This is a genomic window from Sphingomonas sp. LM7 (assembly GCF_002002925.1).
Taxonomy (GTDB): Bacteria; Pseudomonadota; Alphaproteobacteria; order Sphingomonadales; family Sphingomonadaceae; genus Sphingomonas.
Genome location: NZ_CP019511.1, coordinates 3,632,892 through 3,651,981, shown reverse-complemented (window position 1 = coordinate 3,651,981; position 19,090 = coordinate 3,632,892). Strand labels below are relative to the sequence as shown.

16 protein-coding genes are annotated in these 19,090 nt (G+C 66.6%); 5 read left to right on the top strand and 11 right to left on the bottom strand.

Annotation, left to right across the window (positions count from 1 at the left end):
- Positions 1–56: 56 nt before the first annotated feature.
- Genes BXU08_RS16995 through BXU08_RS16975 form a run of 5 tightly spaced genes read right to left on the bottom strand, consistent with a single transcriptional unit; the run spans position 57 to position 4,092 of the window.
- The gene (locus BXU08_RS16995) at positions 57–578 is read right to left on the bottom strand and encodes a hypothetical protein (RefSeq protein ID WP_077511128.1); all 522 of its coding nucleotides are present in this window, start codon (positions 576–578) and stop codon (positions 57–59) included.
- Complete coding sequence (locus tag BXU08_RS16990) at positions 575–1,255, bottom strand: hypothetical protein (protein WP_077511127.1); 681 nt, start codon at positions 1,253–1,255, stop codon at positions 575–577. The genes BXU08_RS16995 and BXU08_RS16990 overlap by 4 nt, the downstream gene beginning before the upstream one ends.
- The gene (gene sufB, locus BXU08_RS16985; RefSeq protein WP_077511126.1) at positions 1,252–2,715 is read right to left on the bottom strand and encodes a Fe-S cluster assembly protein SufB; all 1,464 of its coding nucleotides are present in this window, start codon (positions 2,713–2,715) and stop codon (positions 1,252–1,254) included. Before sufB ends, BXU08_RS16990 begins: the two co-directional genes overlap by 4 nt.
- 1 nt (position 2,716) lies before the next feature.
- The gene (locus BXU08_RS16980) at positions 2,717–3,196 is read right to left on the bottom strand and encodes an SUF system Fe-S cluster assembly regulator (protein WP_077511125.1); all 480 of its coding nucleotides are present in this window, start codon (positions 3,194–3,196) and stop codon (positions 2,717–2,719) included.
- Between the two features lie 41 nt (positions 3,197–3,237).
- Complete coding sequence (locus BXU08_RS16975) at positions 3,238–4,092, bottom strand: helix-turn-helix domain-containing protein (protein ID WP_150125563.1); 855 nt, start codon at positions 4,090–4,092, stop codon at positions 3,238–3,240.
- A gap of 311 nt (positions 4,093–4,403) precedes the next feature.
- On the opposite strand from BXU08_RS16975, the gene BXU08_RS16970 reads away from it, so the two are divergent.
- The 3 genes from BXU08_RS16970 to BXU08_RS16960 are packed head-to-tail and all read left to right on the top strand — an operon-like array spanning position 4,404 to position 8,977.
- On the top strand, positions 4,404–5,393 hold the full coding sequence (locus tag BXU08_RS16970) for a quinone-dependent dihydroorotate dehydrogenase (protein WP_077511123.1): 990 nt from the start codon (positions 4,404–4,406) through the stop codon (positions 5,391–5,393).
- A 45-nt stretch (positions 5,394–5,438) separates the two neighbouring features.
- Positions 5,439–7,154, top strand: coding sequence for a gamma-glutamyltransferase (ggt, locus tag BXU08_RS16965; RefSeq protein WP_077511122.1), 1,716 nt, complete (start codon positions 5,439–5,441; stop codon positions 7,152–7,154).
- 38 nt (positions 7,155–7,192) lie between these two features.
- Positions 7,193–8,977, top strand: coding sequence for a long-chain fatty acid--CoA ligase (locus BXU08_RS16960; RefSeq protein WP_077511121.1), 1,785 nt, complete (start codon positions 7,193–7,195; stop codon positions 8,975–8,977).
- Between the two features lie 35 nt (positions 8,978–9,012).
- Here BXU08_RS16960 and BXU08_RS16955 read toward each other — a convergent pair whose 3' ends face one another.
- The 5 genes from BXU08_RS16955 to glmM form a co-directional block, all read right to left on the bottom strand.
- Positions 9,013–11,826 (bottom strand): pitrilysin family protein, encoded by a 2,814-nt coding sequence (locus BXU08_RS16955; protein ID WP_253190410.1) that lies wholly within the window; start codon positions 11,824–11,826, stop codon positions 9,013–9,015.
- A 116-nt stretch (positions 11,827–11,942) separates the two neighbouring features.
- Positions 11,943–12,584, bottom strand: coding sequence for a ribonuclease HII (locus tag BXU08_RS16950; RefSeq protein WP_077511119.1), 642 nt, complete (start codon positions 12,582–12,584; stop codon positions 11,943–11,945).
- The gene (gene thiD, locus BXU08_RS16945) at positions 12,577–13,734 is read right to left on the bottom strand and encodes a bifunctional hydroxymethylpyrimidine kinase/phosphomethylpyrimidine kinase (protein WP_077511118.1); all 1,158 of its coding nucleotides are present in this window, start codon (positions 13,732–13,734) and stop codon (positions 12,577–12,579) included. The genes BXU08_RS16950 and thiD overlap by 8 nt, the downstream gene beginning before the upstream one ends.
- 4 nt (positions 13,735–13,738) lie before the next feature.
- Positions 13,739–13,963 (bottom strand): DUF1272 domain-containing protein, encoded by a 225-nt coding sequence (locus tag BXU08_RS16940; RefSeq protein WP_077511117.1) that lies wholly within the window; start codon positions 13,961–13,963, stop codon positions 13,739–13,741.
- A 93-nt stretch (positions 13,964–14,056) separates the two neighbouring features.
- A complete protein-coding gene (glmM, locus tag BXU08_RS16935) occupies positions 14,057–15,397 on the bottom strand; it encodes a phosphoglucosamine mutase (RefSeq protein WP_077511116.1) in 1,341 nt (446 codons plus the stop codon).
- 71 nt (positions 15,398–15,468) lie between these two features.
- On the opposite strand from glmM, the gene BXU08_RS16930 reads away from it, so the two are divergent.
- Complete coding sequence (locus tag BXU08_RS16930; protein WP_077511115.1) at positions 15,469–16,737, top strand: dicarboxylate/amino acid:cation symporter; 1,269 nt, start codon at positions 15,469–15,471, stop codon at positions 16,735–16,737.
- 28 nt (positions 16,738–16,765) lie between these two features.
- Here BXU08_RS16930 and gorA read toward each other — a convergent pair whose 3' ends face one another.
- Entirely contained in the window at positions 16,766–18,112 is a 1,347-nt protein-coding gene (gene gorA, locus BXU08_RS16925) for a glutathione-disulfide reductase (RefSeq protein ID WP_077511114.1), read from the bottom strand.
- Positions 18,113–18,222: 110 nt separating this feature from the next.
- On the opposite strand from gorA, the gene BXU08_RS16920 reads away from it, so the two are divergent.
- Positions 18,223–19,086 (top strand): NmrA family NAD(P)-binding protein, encoded by an 864-nt coding sequence (locus BXU08_RS16920; protein WP_077511113.1) that lies wholly within the window; start codon positions 18,223–18,225, stop codon positions 19,084–19,086.
- Positions 19,087–19,090: the final 4 nt, after the last annotated feature.

Below are 19,090 nucleotides of genomic sequence, written 5' to 3'. Positions count from 1 at the left end.
CCGAATGGTCCTTGCCAGCACGATGCTTGCCCGATGCTGACTGTGGCGCGCGGCGATCATTCGCCGAGCTCCTTCGCCGGACCGACGCGGATCACCGGACCGTCCGAAGGCGGCCTGGGCAAGGGCGGCAGCTTGACGCGCTGGCGCTCGGTCTCGCGGCTCGGCTCCGAAATCCCCAGCGGGCCGGCCTGTCCCTCGGCAAGCGACGGCTTGGGATCGCGCAGATTGGGCAGGATGAAGGTCTGCGGCACCGCGCCCGCCGCGGGACGCAGCCCGCCCGGCGTCGGTGCCAGCGCCATTTCGAGCGGGCCGAGCTCGCGGCAATCGGTCACTTCGTCGGCGGTCTTGGCATAGCAGATCGGCGTCGCCTGGCAGGCATTGGTGTCGCGCCGCTGGCTGCCGCTGGAGACCATGATCCGGCAATTGTGCAGCTTGCCGTCCGCCCCTTTGTCGAACAGCATCGTGGTGTTCCCGAAGGTTGCGCGCACGACGATTTCCTCCTCCTGCCCCTCGGCGGCGGGCGGCGCGGCAGGCACGTCCTGGAGAGCGAGTGTCAGCAGCAGGAAGGGAACAATCACGCGATTTTCCGCCGGATGAAGAACACCGCAACGCCCATCGCTACCATCATCACGCCAATCGCCGAGATCAGTAAATTGCCGGTGCTCAGTGACACCCATAGCCCGGCACCGCCGAGCGCAACACAAACGACTCCCGCGGTTTTTTCCTGCGTCCAGCCGCCCGGGTCCGCCAGCCGCAAATCCGGCTGCGGAACGGCTGCAGGTGTTGCAGCCGCCTGCAGCCGAAACTGCTCGGCATCCTCGATCAGCGCTGCCGCCCAAGCATTGTCGCCATGCGATTCGGTCTGAGTCTCGTAACCATAGCCACCGAAATCCTGGACGAGCGCCGCCATCACAAGGAACGCGGCTCGCCACTCGCGCGGTTCGGAACCCAGGCCTACGCCGAAATGCCAGTCGCCATCGCGCGCGCGAAAAGCAGCGCCCATGCCGGCAAGCACGTCATTGGTTTCATCTCGGGCAAAGGCGGCGGCGCCAACTTTCGCGGCGCTGGCCCCGACCAACGTCAGCGAACGTCCGTCGAGCCGAAGTTCGAGTCCACGCGAGCCGACGGCGAACGGCGCATCGGGCGCACCGCCGACCAGCGCGACGGGATAGCCGCGCGCGTCCAGGCTCGCCTGCATCGCGGCGTTGCTCGGCCAGCGCTCGTGCGGGACAACGACCGTGTAGCCGGTGCTCATCCCACCGAGCCTTCCAGGCTGATTCCCAGTAGCTTCTGCGCCTCGACCGCGAATTCCATCGGCAGCTGCTTAAGAACTTCACGCGCGAAGCCGTTGACGATCAGCGCCACCGCGGCTTCCTGGTCAAGCCCGCGTTGCATCGCGTAGAACATCTGGTCTTCGCTGATCTTCGACGTTGTCGCCTCATGCTCGATCTGCGCGGTCGGGTTTTTCACTTCGATGTACGGCACGGTGTGGGCGCCGCACTGGTCGCCGAGCAACAGGCTGTCGCACTGGGTGAAGTTGCGGACATTCTCGGCGCCGGGCTGGACGAGCACCTTGCCGCGATAGGTGTTGTCGCTGCGGCCCGCGCTGATGCCCTTCGACACGATCGTCGAGCGGGTGTTCTTGCCAAGATGGAGCATCTTGGTGCCGGTATCGGCCTGCTGGCGGCCGTTGGTCACGGCGACCGAATAGAATTCGCCGACCGAGCCGTCACCCTGCAGGATGCAGCTTGGGTATTTCCAGGTGATCGCGCTGCCGGTCTCGACCTGGGTCCAGCTTACCTTCGAGTTCTTGCCGGCGCACAAGGCACGCTTGGTGACGAAGTTGAAGATGCCGCCCAGGCCGTTTTCGTCGCCCGGATACCAGTTCTGCACGGTCGAATATTTGATCTCGGCATCGTCGAGCGCGACCAGTTCGACCACGGCGGCGTGGAGCTGGTTCTCGTCGCGCATCGGCGCGGTGCAGCCTTCGAGATAGGAGACGTACGACCCCTTGTCGGCGACGATCAGCGTGCGTTCGAACTGGCCTGTATTCTCCGCGTTGATGCGGAAATAGGTGCTCAGCTCCATCGGGCAGCGCACGCCCTCGGGCACATAGACGAAGGTGCCGTCGGAAAAGACCGCGGCATTCAGCGCCGAGAAGAAATTGTCGCGCACCGGCACGACCTTGCCGAGCCACTTGCGGATCAGCTCGGGATATTCGCGGATCGCCTCGCTGATCGAGCGGAAGATGACGCCTGCCTCTTCGAGCTCCTTGCGGAAGGTCGTGGCGACGGAGACGCTGTCGAACACTGCGTCGACCGCGATCTTGCGCGCACCCTCGACGCCGGCGAGAACCTTCTGCTCCTCGATCGGGATGCCGAGCTTCTCGTAGACGCGCAGGATCTCGGGATCGAGCTCATCGAGGCTGCCGATCGTCTTCTTCTGCTTGGGCTCGGCGTAGTAGAAGGCGTCCTGGTAATCGATGTGCGGGATCTGCAGCTTCGCCCAGTCGGGGAGCGTCATTTCCTGCCACGAGCGGAACGCCTTGAGCCGCCAGTCGAGCATCCATTCGGGCTCGTTCTTCTTGGCGCTGATGTAGCGAACCGTGTCTTCGCTCAGCCCCTTGGGCGCGAACTCCTGCTCGACATCCGAAGCGAAGCCCCATTCATATTTCTTGTTCGCGGCGGCGAGCGCCTCGGCATTCTTCGTGGCCATGTTACACCTGTTCCCCGGCAAGCGCCGGGACCCGATCGACGGATACGGGAGACTGGACCTCGGCGGCGGGCGCCGGGGACGCGGAAAGCTGGGAGAGCGTGATGCCCGCGAGCGCGCCCTTTACGGCGCCGTTGACGGCATTCCAATGCGGTTTGACGCGGCAGCTATCCTGGACGCAGCAATCATGCTTGCCGCTGTCTACACAGGATGTCAGCGCGATCGGCCCCTCGATCGCCTCGACGATGTCGGCGACGCTGATCGTCGCGGGCGGACGGGCGAGGCGGAAGCCGCCGCCGGTGCCGCGCGCGCTTTCGATCAGCCCGGCGGCAGAGAGTTTGCTCACCAGTTTCTGCACCGTCGGCAGCGGCAGCCCGGTCTCGCCGGCGAGCAACGTCGCGTTGAGCCGGCACGACGCGCCGCAATGGCGCGCGGCGGCCGCCATCATCACTACGGCATAATCGGCAAGGCTCGAAAGACGCATCAACTTCCAATCGGAACGAATCTATCCGATTGCAGATGGTACTAAGCGGCGCGAAGGTCAACCGGCTCGGGGAAGACTTCGGGCAGGAAGTGCAGCCCCTCGTTGCGCAGCGTCAGCGCGAGCGTCGGATCGTCGTTGCCGCGAATGTTCGTCGGCGTGTAGCCGGTGAAGTGCTTGATCTCGTTGATCATGTGCGACTGGTCGGAGAACGGCCCGAGCACGTCGGAGAGCGGCGCGCCCTGGAAGATCTGCATCGCGGCGCGGATCGCCCGGAACTTGCGCTTGAGCTTGGTCGGCGGGCCGCCGAAATATTCGAGGCACAGCCGCTGGACCTGGCGCTCGCCAAGGCCGCTGGTCGTCTCGATCGTGGCATAGAGCGCGTCGATCGTCGGATCCTCGCTCGCCGCCCATTCGCGCACGGCGCTGAGGAACGGGAAATGCGGCTCGGGAACCGGCTTCACTTCCTCCTGCCGCATGATCAGCTGCGGCGCGATCGCCGAGATCATGTCGTCGAGCTCGGTCATGTCGCGAAGCTGCTCCAGCAAACGCGGCGCGCGTTCGCAGAACAGTTTCTCGCCGTCGATGATGTGGTCGGTCACCTTGTGCGCCGGGATGCCGATCAGCGCCTTCCAGCCGATCGCGCGGAGCACCACGCCGAAGCACAGCACGGGGCCGCGCATCCTGTAGCTGGCGGCGGCGGTGCCGGGGCCCGCCACCATGATCGGCTTGAGCGGTTCGACATGGCCGTCGGGGAAGGTCATCTCGCCTTCGCCGCGGATCAGGAAGCGGATATGCCCCAGGTCGATCCGCTCGGCGCGCTCGATCTCGCCCTCGCCTTCCCAGCGGAACAGGTAATAGGATTCGACATGCGGGAGCAGCCGCCCCTTGGCGGGCATCAGCTCGACCGTCGGCGCAAGTGCGCGCGCCGTTTCTATGGCCGTATTTCTTATGGTTGCGCCCCGCATCTGCGACTCGAGCCCCCGATCCCCGAATCCGTGTCCCGGATGTGTCTATATCGATTGAGGCGCCGATATAAAAGTGGCCCGGCCGGTTACCCGGCCGGGCCAGTGGAAAGGGTTCCCCCCGTTGAAGCGGAAACCCCTCGGGTCGCAAAGCCTGACTAGCCCACCCGTAGGACTACGTATTGGACGGATTCGACATTCCGATAATTTTGACGTCCGTGCGCCCGGATGCGAAGGCGTTTTCCATGACTTACCCGCTCCGGCCCGCCCTTTTCGCGCTCGATGCAGAGACCGCCCACCGCGCTACGATCGCCGCGCTGCGGATGTGGGGCGGGATCGGCGCGCCGTTTTCGGGACGCTCCGAATCGGACGCATCCTCGGCGGTGCGCGTGGCGGGAATCGACTTCCCCAATGCAGTCGGACTCGCCGCGGGGCTCGACAAGAACGCCGAGGCCATTGCCGGGCTGTTCGGTCTGGGCTTCGGCGCCGTCGAAGTCGGTACGCTCACCCTGCGCCCGCAGCCGGGCAATCCCAAGCCACGGCTGTTCCGGCTGGCCGAGGACGAGGCCGTGATCAACCGGATGGGGTTCAACAATCACGGGCTCGACGCGGCACTGGCGCGGATCGCGGCGATGCCGCGGCGCGCCGGCGTGCTCGGTATCAACGTCGGCGCCAACAAGGATTCGACCGATCGCGTCGGTGATTATGCGCACAGCGTGCGCAAGGCGGCGCCGCATGGCGACTATATCACGATCAACGTCAGCTCGCCCAATACGCCCGGGCTGCGCGATCTCCAGTCGCGGCCGGCCTTGGACGAACTCCTCGCCGCGTGCCACGCGGCGCGGGGCGACACGCCCTTGTTCCTCAAGATCGCCCCCGACCTCGATCGCGCCGGGATCGACGGCGCGGTGCGCGCGGCGATCGACAACCGAATCGATGCGCTGATCGTCTCCAACACCACGATCTCACGGCCCGCACTGCATTCGAAGCATGCAGGCGAGGCCGGCGGGCTCTCGGGTGCGCCTTTGCGCGACTTGGCGCTGGCAAAATTAATCGAGGCGCGCGAGGCGAGCGGCGGCGCACTGCCGCTGATCTCGGCAGGCGGGATCGACGGCCCGGACGAGGCGAAACGGCGGCTGGAGGCGGGCGCAGTGCTCGTCCAGGTGTATAGTGCGCTGGTCTATCGCGGCCCCGGCCTCGCCCGTGCGATCGTGCGCGGGCTGGCGACGCGCTGATGTAGCGTCTTTGCCGACACGGCAAAGCGGGCTACGGCTGGGGCCATGAAAAAAACGGTCGCGTTGCTGATTGCCCTGTTCCTGCCCTTCGCCGCATCGGCGCAGGGAATCGTCAGCGCTGCTGACCCGAGAGCCGCCGCAGCGGGCGTCGAGATACTGAACAAGGGCGGCACCGCGACCGACGCGGCGATCGCGACGATGCTGGCATTGAACGTCGTCGAGCCGCAGAGCGCCGGGATCGGCGGCGGCGCCTTCTTCGTGGTCCATGACGCCAAGACCAGACGGACGATCACCGTCGACGGCCGCGAGGCTGCGCCGATGGCGGCCGACGGGCATTGGTTCTATGCCGACGGCAAGCCGCTGGGCATCCGCGATGCGATCCCCGGCGGACGCAGCGTCGGCGTGCCGGGCACGCTGCGCGCGATGGCGCTGGCGCATGACAAGAACGGCAAGCTGCCCTGGGCGGACCTGTTCGGCCCCGCGATCCGGCTGGCGCGCGACGGCTTCCCGGTCTCGCCACGCTTAGCCAATGCGCTGCGCGCCTATTCAAGCCATGTCTCGCCGGCGACACGCGCGCTCTATGCCGGCGCGGACGGCAAGCCGTTGGCAGCCGGCGCGACCGCGCGCAATCCCGCGCAGGCCGATCTGCTCGAGCGAGTTGCCAAGCTCGGCCCCGACAGCTTCTATGTCGGTCCGCAGGCGCAAAAGCTGGTCGACACGGTCAACAACGCCGCGCGCAATCCTTCGAAGATGACGGTCGGCGATCTCGCGGCGTATGAGGCCAAGCAGCGGCCCGTGCTGTGCGGCACCTATCGCCGCTATAAAATCTGCTCGATGGCGCCGCCGTCGTCGGGCGGCATCGCGGTGCTGATGACCCTCAAGCAGCTTGAACGCTTCGACATGGCGAAGCTCGGCAAGGAGTCGCCGGTCGCGTGGCACCTGTTCGCCGAATCGACGCGCCTCGCCTTTGCCGATCGCAATCTCTATCTCGGCGATCCCGATTTCGTGAAGGTGCCGCTCAAGGGGCTGCTCGACTCGCGCTATCTTGCCAGCCGTTCGGCGCTGATCAACCCCAAGACCAGCATCGCCAACATCGTCGCGGGCACGCCGCGCGGCGCGCCGCCGCGCACGCGGGTCACGCCCAACGAAGTCTCCGGCACCACATCGCTGTCGGTCGCCGACGGTGCCGGCAACGTCGCGCAGGTGACGACGACGATCGAGGGCGGCTGGGGATCGGGGCTGTCGGTGGACGGCACGATGCTTAACAACGAACTCACCGATTTCGACATCGTCCCAGAGAGTGACGGCTATTTCGTCGCCAACCGGATCGAGGGCGGCAAGCGCCCGCGCAGCTCGATGGCGCCGACGATCGTCTATGGCCCCGATGGCAAGGTCCGCCTGGCAATCGGCGCCGCGGGCGGGCCTACGATCATCGCGCAGGTCGCCAAGGCGATCATCGGCGTGGTCGACTGGAAGCTGAGCTCGCAGGAGTCGATTGCACTCGGGCTGTTGTTCGCGCCGGGGCAAGTCGCCACCGCCGAACGCGATACCCAGCTCGACGCGATGATCCCGGCGCTGAAGGCATTGGGCGAGCAGGTCCGCTCGGCACCGCTAGGGCTCAAGGCCAATGCCGTCGAATGGGTCGGCGGCCGCTGGACCGGCGGCGCGGATCCGCGAAGCGAAGGCGTCGTTATGTATCAGGACGGCGTGGTCGCGCCGATCAAGCGCGTCGTGCCGCGGCCGGACCGGCCATCGGAATAAGCGGGACGCCGCCAAAGCGGTGCCCGAGGGGGAGAGAGATGCGTAAGCTCGAACGGTTCGACAACCTAGTCCAGATGTTCTTCACGCGGGCACGCGAGAAGGGCGACAAGCCGTTTCTCTGGCACAAGGCCGAGGGCAAGTGGCAGCCGACCAGCTGGGCGGAGGCAGCGCGACAGGTCGCCAGCCTGGCCACGGCACTGCAGGCACTGGGCCTTCGGAACGGCGACCGGGTGATGCTGGTTTCGGAGAACCGGCCGGAATTCTGCATCACCGATCTGGCGATCATGGCCGCAGGCTGCGTGACCGTGCCGACCTACACCACCAACACCGAGCGCGATCACCTGCACATCATCGAGAATTCGGGCGCCTGTGCGATCGTCGTCTCGAACACCAAGCTCGCCAAGACGCTGCTGCCCGCCGCCATCCGATCGTCCTCGGCGCGGATGGTAATCGGCATCGACGATGTCCGCGTCGGCCAGTCGGGCTCGATGGACTTCCACGACTGGAAGGATCTGGTCGCAAACCATCCCGCCGATCCCGAGGTGGTCGCCGCGCGCGCATCGTTCAAGCGCGAGGAACTGGCGTGCATCATCTACACCAGCGGCACCGGCGGCTCCCCGCGCGGCGTGATGCAGCATCACGGCGCGATCCTCCACAACGTCAATGGCTGCTGCACGATCATTTCGGAGGATTTCGGCTGGGAGGACGAGGTGTTCCTCTCCTTCCTGCCGCTATCCCATGCCTATGAGCATACCGGCGGACAGCATTTCCCGATCGGGCTCGGCGCGGAAATCTATTATTCCGAAGGGCTGGAAAAGCTCGCCTCCAACATCGAGGAGGTCCGCCCGACGATCATGGTGGTGGTGCCGCGGTTGTTCGAAGTGCTGCGAACCCGCATCTCCAAACAGATCGAGAAGCAGGGCCGGCTCGCCAGCTATCTGCTCGACCGCGCGGTCTCGATCGGCGGCAAGCGTGCCGCGGGCGGCGTGCCGCTCCACGACCAGCCGATGAGCCTGATCCTCAAGGCGACGCTGCTGCCCAAGATCTCGAAGCGCTTCGGCGGGCGGATCAAGGCGATGGTATCAGGCGGCGCGCCGCTCAATCCCGAAGTCGGCATCTTTTTCGAATCGATCGGCCTCACCTTCCTGCAGGGCTATGGCCAGACCGAGGCTGCGCCGGTGATCTCGTGCAATCGCCCCAGCGCGGGCCTGCGCCACGACACCGTCGGCCCCCCGTTGCCCGATGTCGAAGTCCGCATCGCCGAGGATGGCGAGATCCTGGTGCGCGGCGAGCTGGTCATGCACGGCTATTGGCGCAACGAGGAGGAGACCAATCGCGTCCTAAAGGACGGCTGGCTCCACACCGGCGATATCGGCGTCATCGACGATCGCGGCCGCATCAAGATCACCGACCGCAAGAAGGACATCATCGTCAACGACAAGGGCGACAATGTCGCGCCGCAAAAGGTGGAAGGGATGCTCACCCTGCAGCCCGAGATCGTCCAGGCGATGATCGCGGGCGACAAGAAACCGTACATGACCGCAGTGATCGTCCCCGATCCCGAATGGGTGCAGGAATGGTGCGCGCGCACCGCGACCAAGTGCAATTTCAGAGATCTTTCGCACGATCCCGATTTCAAGGCGGCGCTCGGCGCAGCGGTCGAGCGCGTGAACAGGGACCTGTCGGTGATCGAGCGGGTGCGCAAGTTCACCCTCGCCGACGGGCCATTCACGATCGAGAATGAGCAGCTGACGCCCAGCCTGAAGATCCGCCGCCATGTGCTGCGGCAAGTCTATGGCGAAAGGCTGGACGCGCTGTATTGAGCCGTTCCCCTCCCTGATCGGGGAGGGGGAGCCGCTTACTTGGCGCCTGCCTTGGGCACCACGATCATCGTCCAGTCCTTGTCCGGCCGCAGATATTTTGCGGCCAGCGCCTGGAGCTCTGCCGGCGTCGTCGTCGCGATGTCGCGCGCCAGCGTATCGACTGCCGCGATCCGCAGCGGATCGTAGCTGCCGCCCTCGACCAGTCGCATCCAGAACATGTTGCCGCTGGACTGGCGGATCAGCTGCTGCTTGATCGGCGTCAGCGAACGGTTGAGCTCGTCGCTGTCGATCGGCTTGGCGGTCAGGTCCGCGGCGATGTCGCGGGCCAGCTTGAAGAAGAAGTCGGTCTTGTCCGGCGCGATCATGCCGAGCGCAATCAGCTTGCCGCCCCCGGTGAGGCCGAGCGGCCATTGGCTGGCGACGTTGGGCGAATAGCTCATCCCCGCCTGGCTGCGCAGCTGATCGATCAGCCGGTCGCGGAACACTGCGGCGAGCACGTCGAGCTTGCGGCTTTCCGAGATGCCTTCGCTGCCCGCGCCGGTCGGCCAGGCGATCACTGCGGCTGCCTGGTCGGGCTTGCCGGTGTGGGTGCGCACGACGGGCTTGGCGACGTGCGCCGGGAAGGTGATCGCAGGCGCCGGCGCCGTGCTGGCGGTGCGCGGCTTGAGTGCGCCGAACGTCTCGCCAACTGCCTTGATCGTGGCGTCCGAATCCATATCGCCGAACACTTCGACTTCGATCGGGCCGCTGGCGAGCAGCGGCTCCCACAGCTTGCGGAACGTCGCCGGCGTGGTCGCCTGGATCGTCGCGCGGGCGGGAATGCCCCAGCGCGCATCGCCCGAGTGGAGCAGGTTCTCGAGATCGCGGCCGAGCACTGCGTCGGGCGACGAGGTCAGCCCGGCATAGCCCGAGAGCACGCCGGTCTTGGCGCGCAATATCGGATTGGGATCCCAGGCGGGCGCCGAGAGCTTGGCCGCGAACAGCCGCAGCTGATCGGTCAGGTCTTCCTTGTTGGTCTGGCCACCGAAGCGGAACGCGTCGGCGGCGACATCGAAGTCGAAGCCCATCTGGCGCTTGCCGACCAGCGCATCGAGCTCCTCCTGTCCGAACTTGCCGACGCCGCTGGCGACCAGCGCCATTTCGCCGGCCCAGGCCGCGCTAGGCCGGTTGGGAAGTGCGTTGAGCCCGCGGCCGAACCGGACATTGACATAGACTTTGCCGACTTCGGACGAATCCTGGCGCATCAGCAGGTTGACGCCGTTGGCGAACACCACTTTCTCGATGTCGAGCCCCGGCACGATCTCGGCGCGGCTGGTCACCGTGCCGGGTGTGCCGAGCGCGGGCAGCTGATCGAACGAGACGTCGCCCAGCGCCTTGCGCGTCGCGCCGCTGCCGGCGATTTCGGTCTTCAGCGCCGCGGTCACCTTGGCGACGAGCTTGGCGTCGGGGGTGTGGGTGTTGACCAGCGCACGCACCGCGGTGCCTTCGAACACGCGCTTCGACGCCGCCTGCACGGTTTCCGGCGTGAACATCTTCGCGGCCACCGCCGACTTGAAGATATCGTAAGAAGCCTCGGGCGTGGTCACCGTCTCGTTGATATCGACGGCTTCGACCAGGTCGTCGGCGAGCTTCATCCCCGATTCGACCGGCGCGGTGGCGATCCGCTGCTTCATCGACGATTCGATCTCGGCAACTTCGCGGTCGATCTCGGCTTGGGTCGGCGCGCTGGCCTGGGCATCGGCGATCACACCACGCACGTCGCGCAGTGCAGTCTGCCAGTCGGCGCCGACCGGCATCACGTTGACCGTGGTGACGTTGGCCGAGCGCGCGACGTCGCTGAGGTCCGCCCCCGCGCCGACGAAGCTGCCGCCCGAGCGCGCACGCGATTCGAGCCGCCGGTTGATGATGCGGATCGCGATCAGGTCGATCATCCGCTTCTGGTTGAAGATCACCGTGTCAGTGAAAACCGTCCAGGGCCGCACGATCGCCATCATCGCCAGCGGCGGCACCGCGGGCTCGACGACGCTGGCGGCGACCGGATGGTTTTCGGCCGGCTTGCCGAAATCGGGGCTCTGCGGCGTCGGGCCGGTCGCCGTCCAGGTCGAGAAATGCTTCTGCACCATCGATTCGAGCACAGCAGTGTCGAGATCGCCGATGACGATCACCACTGCCTTGTCGGGACGGTACCAGCGCGCGTGGAAGGCATTGACCGATTCGGGCGTCGCCGCGGTCAGCGCCGCGGTGGTGCCGATCGGCTTGCGATTGGCGACCGGCTGGCCGGCGAACATCAGTCCGAGCATCGCGTCCTGGAGCCGCTCCTGCCCGCCCGGCTGCTCGCGCGCCTCGGCCAGCACCACGGGCCGCTCGGCATCGAGCGAGGCCTGGGTGATCGCCGGCGCGGACATCATGCCGGTGAGGATCTTGAAGCTCTCGTCCAGCCCCGCGCTCGTCGCGTTGGGCAAGTCGAGCTTGTAGACGGTCTGGGTGAAGGTGGTGCTCGCGTTCGAATCCGAGCCGAAGGTCACGCCCAGCCGCTGCCAGATCCGCTTCGATTCACCATCTGGCACGAAGGTCGAGCCGCGGAACGAGAGATGCTCGAGGAGATGGGCGAAGCCGCGTTCGCTCTCCTGCTCGTTGAGCGAGCCCGCATCGATTCGCACGCGCACCGAGACCTGGCCCGGCGGCACGCCGTTCTTGCGCACCGCATAGCGCACCCCGTTGGGGAGCCGCCCGAACTTCCATTCTTCGTCATGGACGAGGTCGCTGCCCTTATAGAGCCAGGGATCCTCGGCGGTCTGGACCGGCCGCGGCGCAGTCTGCGCGTACACCGGCAGGGCCGGTGCGAGCATGACGAGGGCGAAGGAAGCGAGGAGCGGAGACCGCAGGAAACGATGCATGAGTCCCAATCTAATGGCGAAGTCCCGCGCTTGCCACCGCCTACCTTTCGCGCAGGTGTACGGAAATTCTATCCGGCGGCGATGCGAGGCCCGAAATCGAGCTCTGCCTGCGCGACGGGCGCGAAGCTGCGGCGGTGATGCGGCGTCGGGCCGAGCGCGCGGAGCGCCTCCTGATGGACCCTGGCGCCATAGCCCTTGTTGCTCGCCCAGCCATAGCCGGGGTGGAGCGCGTCGAGCTCCGCCATCATGCAGTCACGGCGATGCTTGGCGACGATCGAGGCTGCGGCGATCGACAGGCACAGCGCGTCGCCGCCGACTACGGCGTGACTCTGATGATCCCAATCGGGGCAGCGATTGCCGTCGACCAGCACGAAGGCAGGCACGAAGCCAAGTGCATCGACCGCACGCGTCATCGCCAGCATCGTCGCCCAGAAGATGTTGAGGCTATCGATCTCTTCGACACTCGCGATGCCGACCCCGACCTTGGCGCATTTGAGCAATTCTTCGCACAGCCGCTCGCGCTTGGCGGCGGTCAGCACCTTCGAATCGTCGATGCCCTCGGGGATGCATTTGGGATCGAGCACCACTGCAGCGGCGACCACCGGCCCGGCGAGTGGGCCCCTGCCCGCTTCGTCCACGCCGGCGACATGGCCCTTGTGCAGCCGCTTGTATTTCCGCTCGAATTTGAGGTCAGGCCCAGACTTAAGCATCGTCGAGGCGCCATGGCGGAAAGCGGCGCATCTCGCCAGCCTGATAGAGACGAATCGCATTGCCCGCGGGATCGCGCAGCCGCGCCTCGCGCCAGCCCCAGGGCTCGTCCTTGGGCTCGCCTTCGAACTTGATCCCCTGTTGCTGGAGATAGGCGACGGTCACGTCGAGGTCGCCGCATTCGAAATAGGCGACCGGCGCAGTATAGGCTTCGTCGGTGGCGATCGAGAAGGTCGCGCCGCCTTCGGTCTCGAACCGGGCATAGCGCGGGGCGGCACGGACCACCTGTCGCAGCCCGAGCAGGCGATAAAAGCGCTCGCTCGCCGCGAGATCGCGCGCCGGCACCGTCACCTGGTTCAGCATCGGCTCGAAGAAGCTCATGTTGAGATCGAGCCGCACCGCCTGTTGCCCCATCGGGCCATGGCCGCGGCCCAGGTCCGGCGCCTCGCGCATCGCGATCCGCACGAAGCGACGCGCGCGCGTCACCGCCTCGGGCAGGTCCCACTCCTGTGCCAGCCCGCAGGCGATCGCCGAGGAGAGCGTGCAGCCGGTGCCGTGGGTCGCTTGCGTCTCGATCCTCGGATCGCTCCATTCGATCTCGGGAGGATCGTCGGGATTGGCCGAATGGAGCCGGTCGGTGACCTGCGACTCGGTTCCGTGGCCGCCCTTGACCAGCACGGCGCAGCCATGTGCCTTTAGCAGCGCGGCGGGGCTGCCGCCGAGCGCGTCGAGTTCCGGGAGGTTGGGGGTGACGACGGTCGCGCGGTCCATCAGCCGCTCGAATGCCGCGATCGTCGCATCGTCGGCGAGCGTCGCGCCGCTGGTCGCGACCATGACCGGATCGAACACCACCGGCACGCGTGGCAACTCTGCGAGCTTCTCGGCCACTGCCAGCGCAGTGCGCGCCGATCCGATCATGCCGATCTTGACGGCATCGACGCCGATATCGCGCACTACTGCGTCGATCTGGGCGATGACCATGTCGGTCGGCACCGGGTGGACGCCAGCGACGCCCAGCGTGTTCTGCGCGGTGATCGCGGTGATCGCAGTCGTCGCGTGGCCGCCGAGCATGGTGACGGTCTTGATATCGGCCTGGATACCCGCGCCGCCGCCCGAGTCCGAACCGGCAATGATCAGGATACGCGGCGTCACAGGTCTATCCCTTGAACTTGCGCTCCGCCGAGGCGGGATTGCGCTCCAGCGCCTTACCAGTTCGCGTCGGCCGGTCCATCAATTCTCCGCCGCAGTTCGGGCAATTCTCGTCGAGCGCATCGGCGCATTCGGCGCAGAAAGTGCACTCGAACGAGCAGATGAACGCGCCGGGATCGTCGGCGGGCAGATCGGTGCCGCAGCGTTCGCAGTCGGGCCGCATTTCGAGCATCAGTTTGCCTTCCGTTCACCCTGAGCCTGTCGAAGGGCACCGGGCCGCGAACTAACGCCGTGCTTCGACAGGCTCAGCACGAACGGTTTCCGGTCACGCCGCCGCCGCGCGCACTGCATCGCAAACCCGATCGACCACGCTCTCGACCTGGCCGCGATCGTCGCCTTCGGCCATCACGCGGATCACCGGTTCGGTGCCCGAGGCGCGGATCACCAGGCGGCCATTGCCGTGGAGCTCGGCCTCGGCGGCAGCGATGGCATCCTTGACCTGCGCTTCCTCGAGCGGTTTGCCGCCCTTGAAGCGGACATTCTTGAGAATCTGCGGCAGTGGATCGAAGCGGTGGAGCACTTCGCTGGCCGGCGCGCCCGAGCGGACCAGTTCGGCGAGTACCTGCAGCGCGGCGACCAGCCCGTCGCCGGTAGTGGCATAATCGGAAAGGATGATATGGCCCGATTGCTCGCCGCCGACATTGTAGCCCGACGAGCGCATCTTCTCGAGTACGTAGCGGTCGCCGACCGACGTGCGGACCATGCCCAGCCCCTGCGCGGCAAGGTGCCGTTCGAGGCCGAGATTGGACATCACGGTGGTGACCAGCCCACCGCCGGCAAGCCGGCCCTGGCGTGCCCAGCCGCCGGCGATCAGCGCCATCAGCTGGTCGCCGTCGATCACCCGGCCGGTCTCGTCGACGACGATCAGCCGGTCGGCGTCGCCGTCCAGCGCGATGCCGATATGCGCGCCGGAGCCGACCACCGTCTCGCACAGCGTGTCCGGCGCCGTCGATCCGACGCCGTCGTTGATGTTCTTGCCATTGGGCGTGACGCCGATCGCGACGACTTCGGCGCCGAGTTCCCATAGCGCGGAGGGCGCGACCTGGTACGCTGCGCCATTGGCACAATCGATCACCACCTTGAGCCCGTCGAGCGTCAGGTCACCGGGGAAAGTCGATTTGGCGGCGTGGGTGTAGCGCCCGCGGGCATCCTCGACGCGGCGGGCGCGGCCGATATTCGCCGATGCGGCCAGCGGCACCTCGCCGTCGATCAACGCCTCGATCGCCAGCTCGTCCTCGTCGGAGAGCTTGTAGCCGTCGGGCCCGAACAGCTTGATGCCGTTATCCGCATAGGGATTGTGGCTCGCCGAGATCATCACGCCCATGTCGGCGCGCATCGACTGAGTGAGCATCGCCACCGCAGGCGTAGGCATCGGCCCGACCAGCACGACGTCCATGCCGACCGAGGTGAACCCCGCGACCATCGCATTTTCGAGCATATAGCCCGAAAGCCGCGTGTCCTTGCCGATCACGACGCGGTGCTTGTGATCGCCGCGCACGAAATGCGCGCCGGCGGCCATACCGACCTTCATCGCCATTGCCGCGGTCATCGGATGCTCGTTGGTTGCCCCGCGAATTCCGTCTGTGCCGAAATATTTTCTTGCCATGCCCTGCCTGTTCGCGCCCTTGTGGCGGTTCGTGCCTGCAGAGATAGCGGCGAAAACTACAAAGGGCGAGCATGTCGCAACCTACCCGTATCCTTCTTGCCCTCATTGCCGGGTTGATCGTCGGCGCGCTGTTCGCAGCCTATGCGCCGCAGACCGGATTGGCTGTCGCCGACTGGGCACAGCCGGTGGGCCACGCATGGCTCAACGGCTTGCAGATGACGATCGTGCCGCTGGTCGTCGCGCTGCTGATCACCGGAGTCACCGCCACGGCCGAGGCGGCACGCGCCGGGCGGCTCGCCGCAAGAGCGATCGCATTCTACGTGGTCGTCCTGTTCCTGTCGGCAGCAGCGGCCGCGGTGCTGACTCCGCTCTTCCTCGAGATCTGGCCGCTGCCGCAGGAATCGGCGGCAAGCCTGCGCGCGGCGCTGGTGGGCGCCGAGAAGATCGGGCCCGTGCCGCCGCTGGGCGAATTCTTCGCGGCGATCATCCCCGCCAATATCATCAAGGCCGCGGCCGAGAACGCCTTCCTGTCGCTCATCATCTTCTCGCTGGTCTTCGCCTTCGCGATCACCCGCGTCGGCGAGGAGCAGCGCAAACTGCTCGTCGGCTTCTTCGCGGCGGTGCGCGACGTGATGCTGGTCGTGATCGACTGGGTGCTCTGGGTCGGCCCGATCGGCGTGTTCGCGCTGGCGCTGGTGGTCGGCGCCAAGGCGGGGACCGGCGCATTCGGCGCACTGATCCATTATATCCTCATCGTCGCAGGCGTCGGCTTCGTCGTCGCGCTCTTCGCCTATCCGGTGGCGGTGTTCGGCGGCCGCGTGCGCTTTGCCCGCTATGTCCGCGCCGCACTGCCCAGCCAGGCCGTGGCGATCAGCACCCAGTCCTCCCTGGCCACCCTGCCGGTGATGATCGAAGGCGCGAGCGACCTCGAAGTGCCGGTCGCCGTTTCGGGCGTGACGCTGCCGCTGGCGGTCGCGATCTTCCGGGCGACGGGTCCGGCGATGAACTTCGCCGTCGCGATCTATGTCGCAACCTGGTTCGACGTGCCGCTCACCCCCGCGACGCTGGCGGTCGGCACGATCGTCGCCGCGCTCACCTCGCTGGGCTCGGTAAGCCTGCCCGGCACAGTCAGCTATGTCAGCGCGATCGCACCGGTGGCCGCAACGATCGGCGCGCCGGTAGCACCCCTGGGCCTGCTCGTGGCGGTCGAGACCCTGCCCGACATCATGCGCACCGTCGGCAACGTCACCTGGGATCTCGCCGCCACGACCTGGCTATCGCGCCGCGCCGACAAGGTGCCGCTGGACGAAGCCGACGCCATACTCAGGCACGACCACTAGGTCGCAGCACCCTCGCGCCGGGAACCGGCTATTTCAGCAGCACCAGTTCCTCGGCCATGCTGGGATGCAGCGCGACGGTGTCGTCGAACGCCTCCTTGGTGAGGCCGGCCTTCACTGCCACTGCGGCTGCCTGGAGGATTTCCGGCGCGTCCGGGCCGATCATGTGGATGCCGACCACCCGGCCGGTCATCCCGTCGCACACCATCTTGTAAAGCGCGCGCTCGTTGCGGTTGGCGAGGACGTTCTTCATCGCGCGGAAATCGGAGGTGTAGACCTTGACCGAGCCGAGCTTGTTGCGCGCTTCGCCCTCGGTCATCCCCACGCTGGCGATCGGCGGATGGCTGAACACGGCGCTGGGCACGCAGCTGTAATCGACCGTGCGGGGATTGTTGCCGAACACCGTGTCGGCGAACGCCTGCCCCTCGCGGATCGCGATCGGCGTGAGCTGGATGCGGTTGGTCACGTCGCCGACCGCGTAGATGCTGTCGACGTTCGAGCGATTCTGCGCATCGACCTTGACGGCACCCTTCGAGTCGAGCTCGACGCCGACATCCTCCAGCCCCAGGCCGGTCGAATTGGGCACGCGGCCAGTGGCGAACAGGACAACATCGACTTCCATCGGCTCCTGCCCCGTGAGGAAGACCTTGAGGCAGCCATTCTCCAGCTTCTCGATCTTCTCGAACTCGGCATGGAAGCGGAAGTCGATGCCCTTGGTCAGCGAGATCTGGAGCAGCCGGTCGCGGACCGAATGGTCGTACCCGCGCAGGATCACGTCGGTACGGTTGACCACCGTCACATGGCTGCCGAATTCGTTGAAGATCCCGGCGAACTCATTGGCGATATAGCCGCCGCCGGCGATCAGGATGCGCTTGGGCAGCGAATCGAGGTGGAACACTTCGTTCGAGGTGATGCCGTGCTCGCTGCCCGGGAATTCGGGGACATGCGGGTGCGCGCCGGTGGCGATCAGGATATATTTGGAGGTGATCTTCCGGCCGCTCGCCAGCGTCACTTCGTGCGGGCCGGTGACCGTCGCCCGCTCGAGGATGATCTCGGCGCCGGCATTCTCCAGCCCCTGCGTGTACATGCCGTTCAACCGATCGACATCGCCCAGCACGTTGTCGCGCAACGTCGCCCAGTCGAAATCGCATTCGGGCACCTGCCAGCCGAAGCGCTTGGCATCCTTGAGGTCCTCGGCGAAATGCGCGCCGTAGACGAGCAGCTTCTTGGGCACGCAGCCGCGGATCACGCAGGTGCCGCCGACGCGATATTCCTCCGCCACCGCGACCTTGGCACCATAGGCCGACGAGACCCGCGAGGCGCGCACGCCGCCCGACCCCGCGCCGATGACGAAGAGGTCGTAATCATAGTCCGCCATGCAAATGCTCCCGCTTCGTCGCGCCGGAGCCGCAGATAGGCGCAGGCGAGGCCAATGCCAACGGAGCGGCTGCGCGCGCTGCGGGTTGTCTGTGGGTAAGGAGAGCCTTCATGCACATCATCCTCGGCGGCACCGGCCATGTCGGTTCGGCAGTCGCGAGCACGCTGCTCGCCGCGGGCGAGCCGGTCACGATCATCAGCCACGATCCCGTAAAGGGCGCGGCGTGGAAGGCGAAAGGCGCGAAGATCGCAATGGCCGATGTCCATGACGTCGATGCGCTGCGCTTCGTATTCCAGAGCGGGCGCCGCGCCTTTCTGCTCAATCCGCCCGCGGCGCCGCGCACCGACACCGATGCGGAGGAAAGAAGCACGATCGCCACGATCCTTGCCGCGCTCGATGGCTCGGGACTGGAGAAGCTGGTCGTCGAATCGACCTATGGCGCGCAGCCCGGCGAACGCTGCGGCGACCTGACCACCTTATGGGAGCTGGAGCGCGGCGTCGCCGCCCAGCCAATCCCGCATGCGATCAATCGCGGCGCCTATTATTACACCAACTGGGCCGCGAACCTGGAAGAAGCGCGCGACGAGGGCGTGTTGCGGACGATGTTCGACGCCGATTTCGCGCTGCCGATGGTCGCGCCCGAGGATCTCGGCGCGCACGCCGCCGCGCTGATGACCGACGACCGCACCGGCATCTTCTTCGTCGAAGGCCCGCGGCACTACACCCCGCAGGACGTGGCCAATGCCTTCGCCGCGGCGCTGGGCCGCACGGTGCGCGTGGAAACCACGCCGCGCGACCAATGGACGCCCGCGTTCAAGGCGATCGGCTTTTCGAGCCCCGCCGCCGAAAGCTATGCGCGGATGACTGCAGCGACCGTGGATGACCTGGCCACGCCCGACGCGCCGGTGCGCGGACGGGTGCGGCTGGAAGACTATATCGCCGGGCTGGTCGAGCAGGCGGCACAAACCGCCTGACCGC

What these genes read in the sequence shown, in the direction of transcription:
- BXU08_RS16930 (WP_077511115.1), top strand. Translation starts at nt 15,469, where the DNA reads ATGTCGCAACCTACCCGTATCCTTCTTGCCCTCATTGCCGGGTTGATC.
- BXU08_RS16960 (WP_077511121.1), top strand. Translation starts at nt 7,193, where the DNA reads ATGCGTAAGCTCGAACGGTTCGACAACCTAGTCCAGATGTTCTTCACG.
- BXU08_RS16955 (WP_253190410.1), bottom strand. Translation starts at nt 11,826, where the DNA reads ATGCTCGCACCGGCCCTGCCGGTGTACGCGCAGACTGCGCCGCGGCCG.
- BXU08_RS16970 (WP_077511123.1), top strand. Translation starts at nt 4,404, where the DNA reads ATGACTTACCCGCTCCGGCCCGCCCTTTTCGCGCTCGATGCAGAGACC.
- sufB (WP_077511126.1), bottom strand. Translation starts at nt 2,715, where the DNA reads ATGGCCACGAAGAATGCCGAGGCGCTCGCCGCCGCGAACAAGAAATAT.
- ggt (WP_077511122.1), top strand. Translation starts at nt 5,439, where the DNA reads ATGAAAAAAACGGTCGCGTTGCTGATTGCCCTGTTCCTGCCCTTCGCC.
- BXU08_RS16920 (WP_077511113.1), top strand. Translation starts at nt 18,223, where the DNA reads ATGCACATCATCCTCGGCGGCACCGGCCATGTCGGTTCGGCAGTCGCG.
- BXU08_RS16980 (WP_077511125.1), bottom strand. Translation starts at nt 3,196, where the DNA reads ATGCGTCTTTCGAGCCTTGCCGATTATGCCGTAGTGATGATGGCGGCC.
- gorA (WP_077511114.1), bottom strand. Translation starts at nt 18,112, where the DNA reads ATGGCGGACTATGATTACGACCTCTTCGTCATCGGCGCGGGGTCGGGC.
- BXU08_RS16940 (WP_077511117.1), bottom strand. Translation starts at nt 13,963, where the DNA reads ATGCTCGAAATGCGGCCCGACTGCGAACGCTGCGGCACCGATCTGCCC.
- glmM (WP_077511116.1), bottom strand. Translation starts at nt 15,397, where the DNA reads ATGGCAAGAAAATATTTCGGCACAGACGGAATTCGCGGGGCAACCAAC.
- BXU08_RS16990 (WP_077511127.1), bottom strand. Translation starts at nt 1,255, where the DNA reads ATGAGCACCGGCTACACGGTCGTTGTCCCGCACGAGCGCTGGCCGAGC.
- BXU08_RS16975 (WP_150125563.1), bottom strand. Translation starts at nt 4,092, where the DNA reads ATGCCCGCCAAGGGGCGGCTGCTCCCGCATGTCGAATCCTATTACCTG.
- BXU08_RS16950 (WP_077511119.1), bottom strand. Translation starts at nt 12,584, where the DNA reads ATGCTTAAGTCTGGGCCTGACCTCAAATTCGAGCGGAAATACAAGCGG.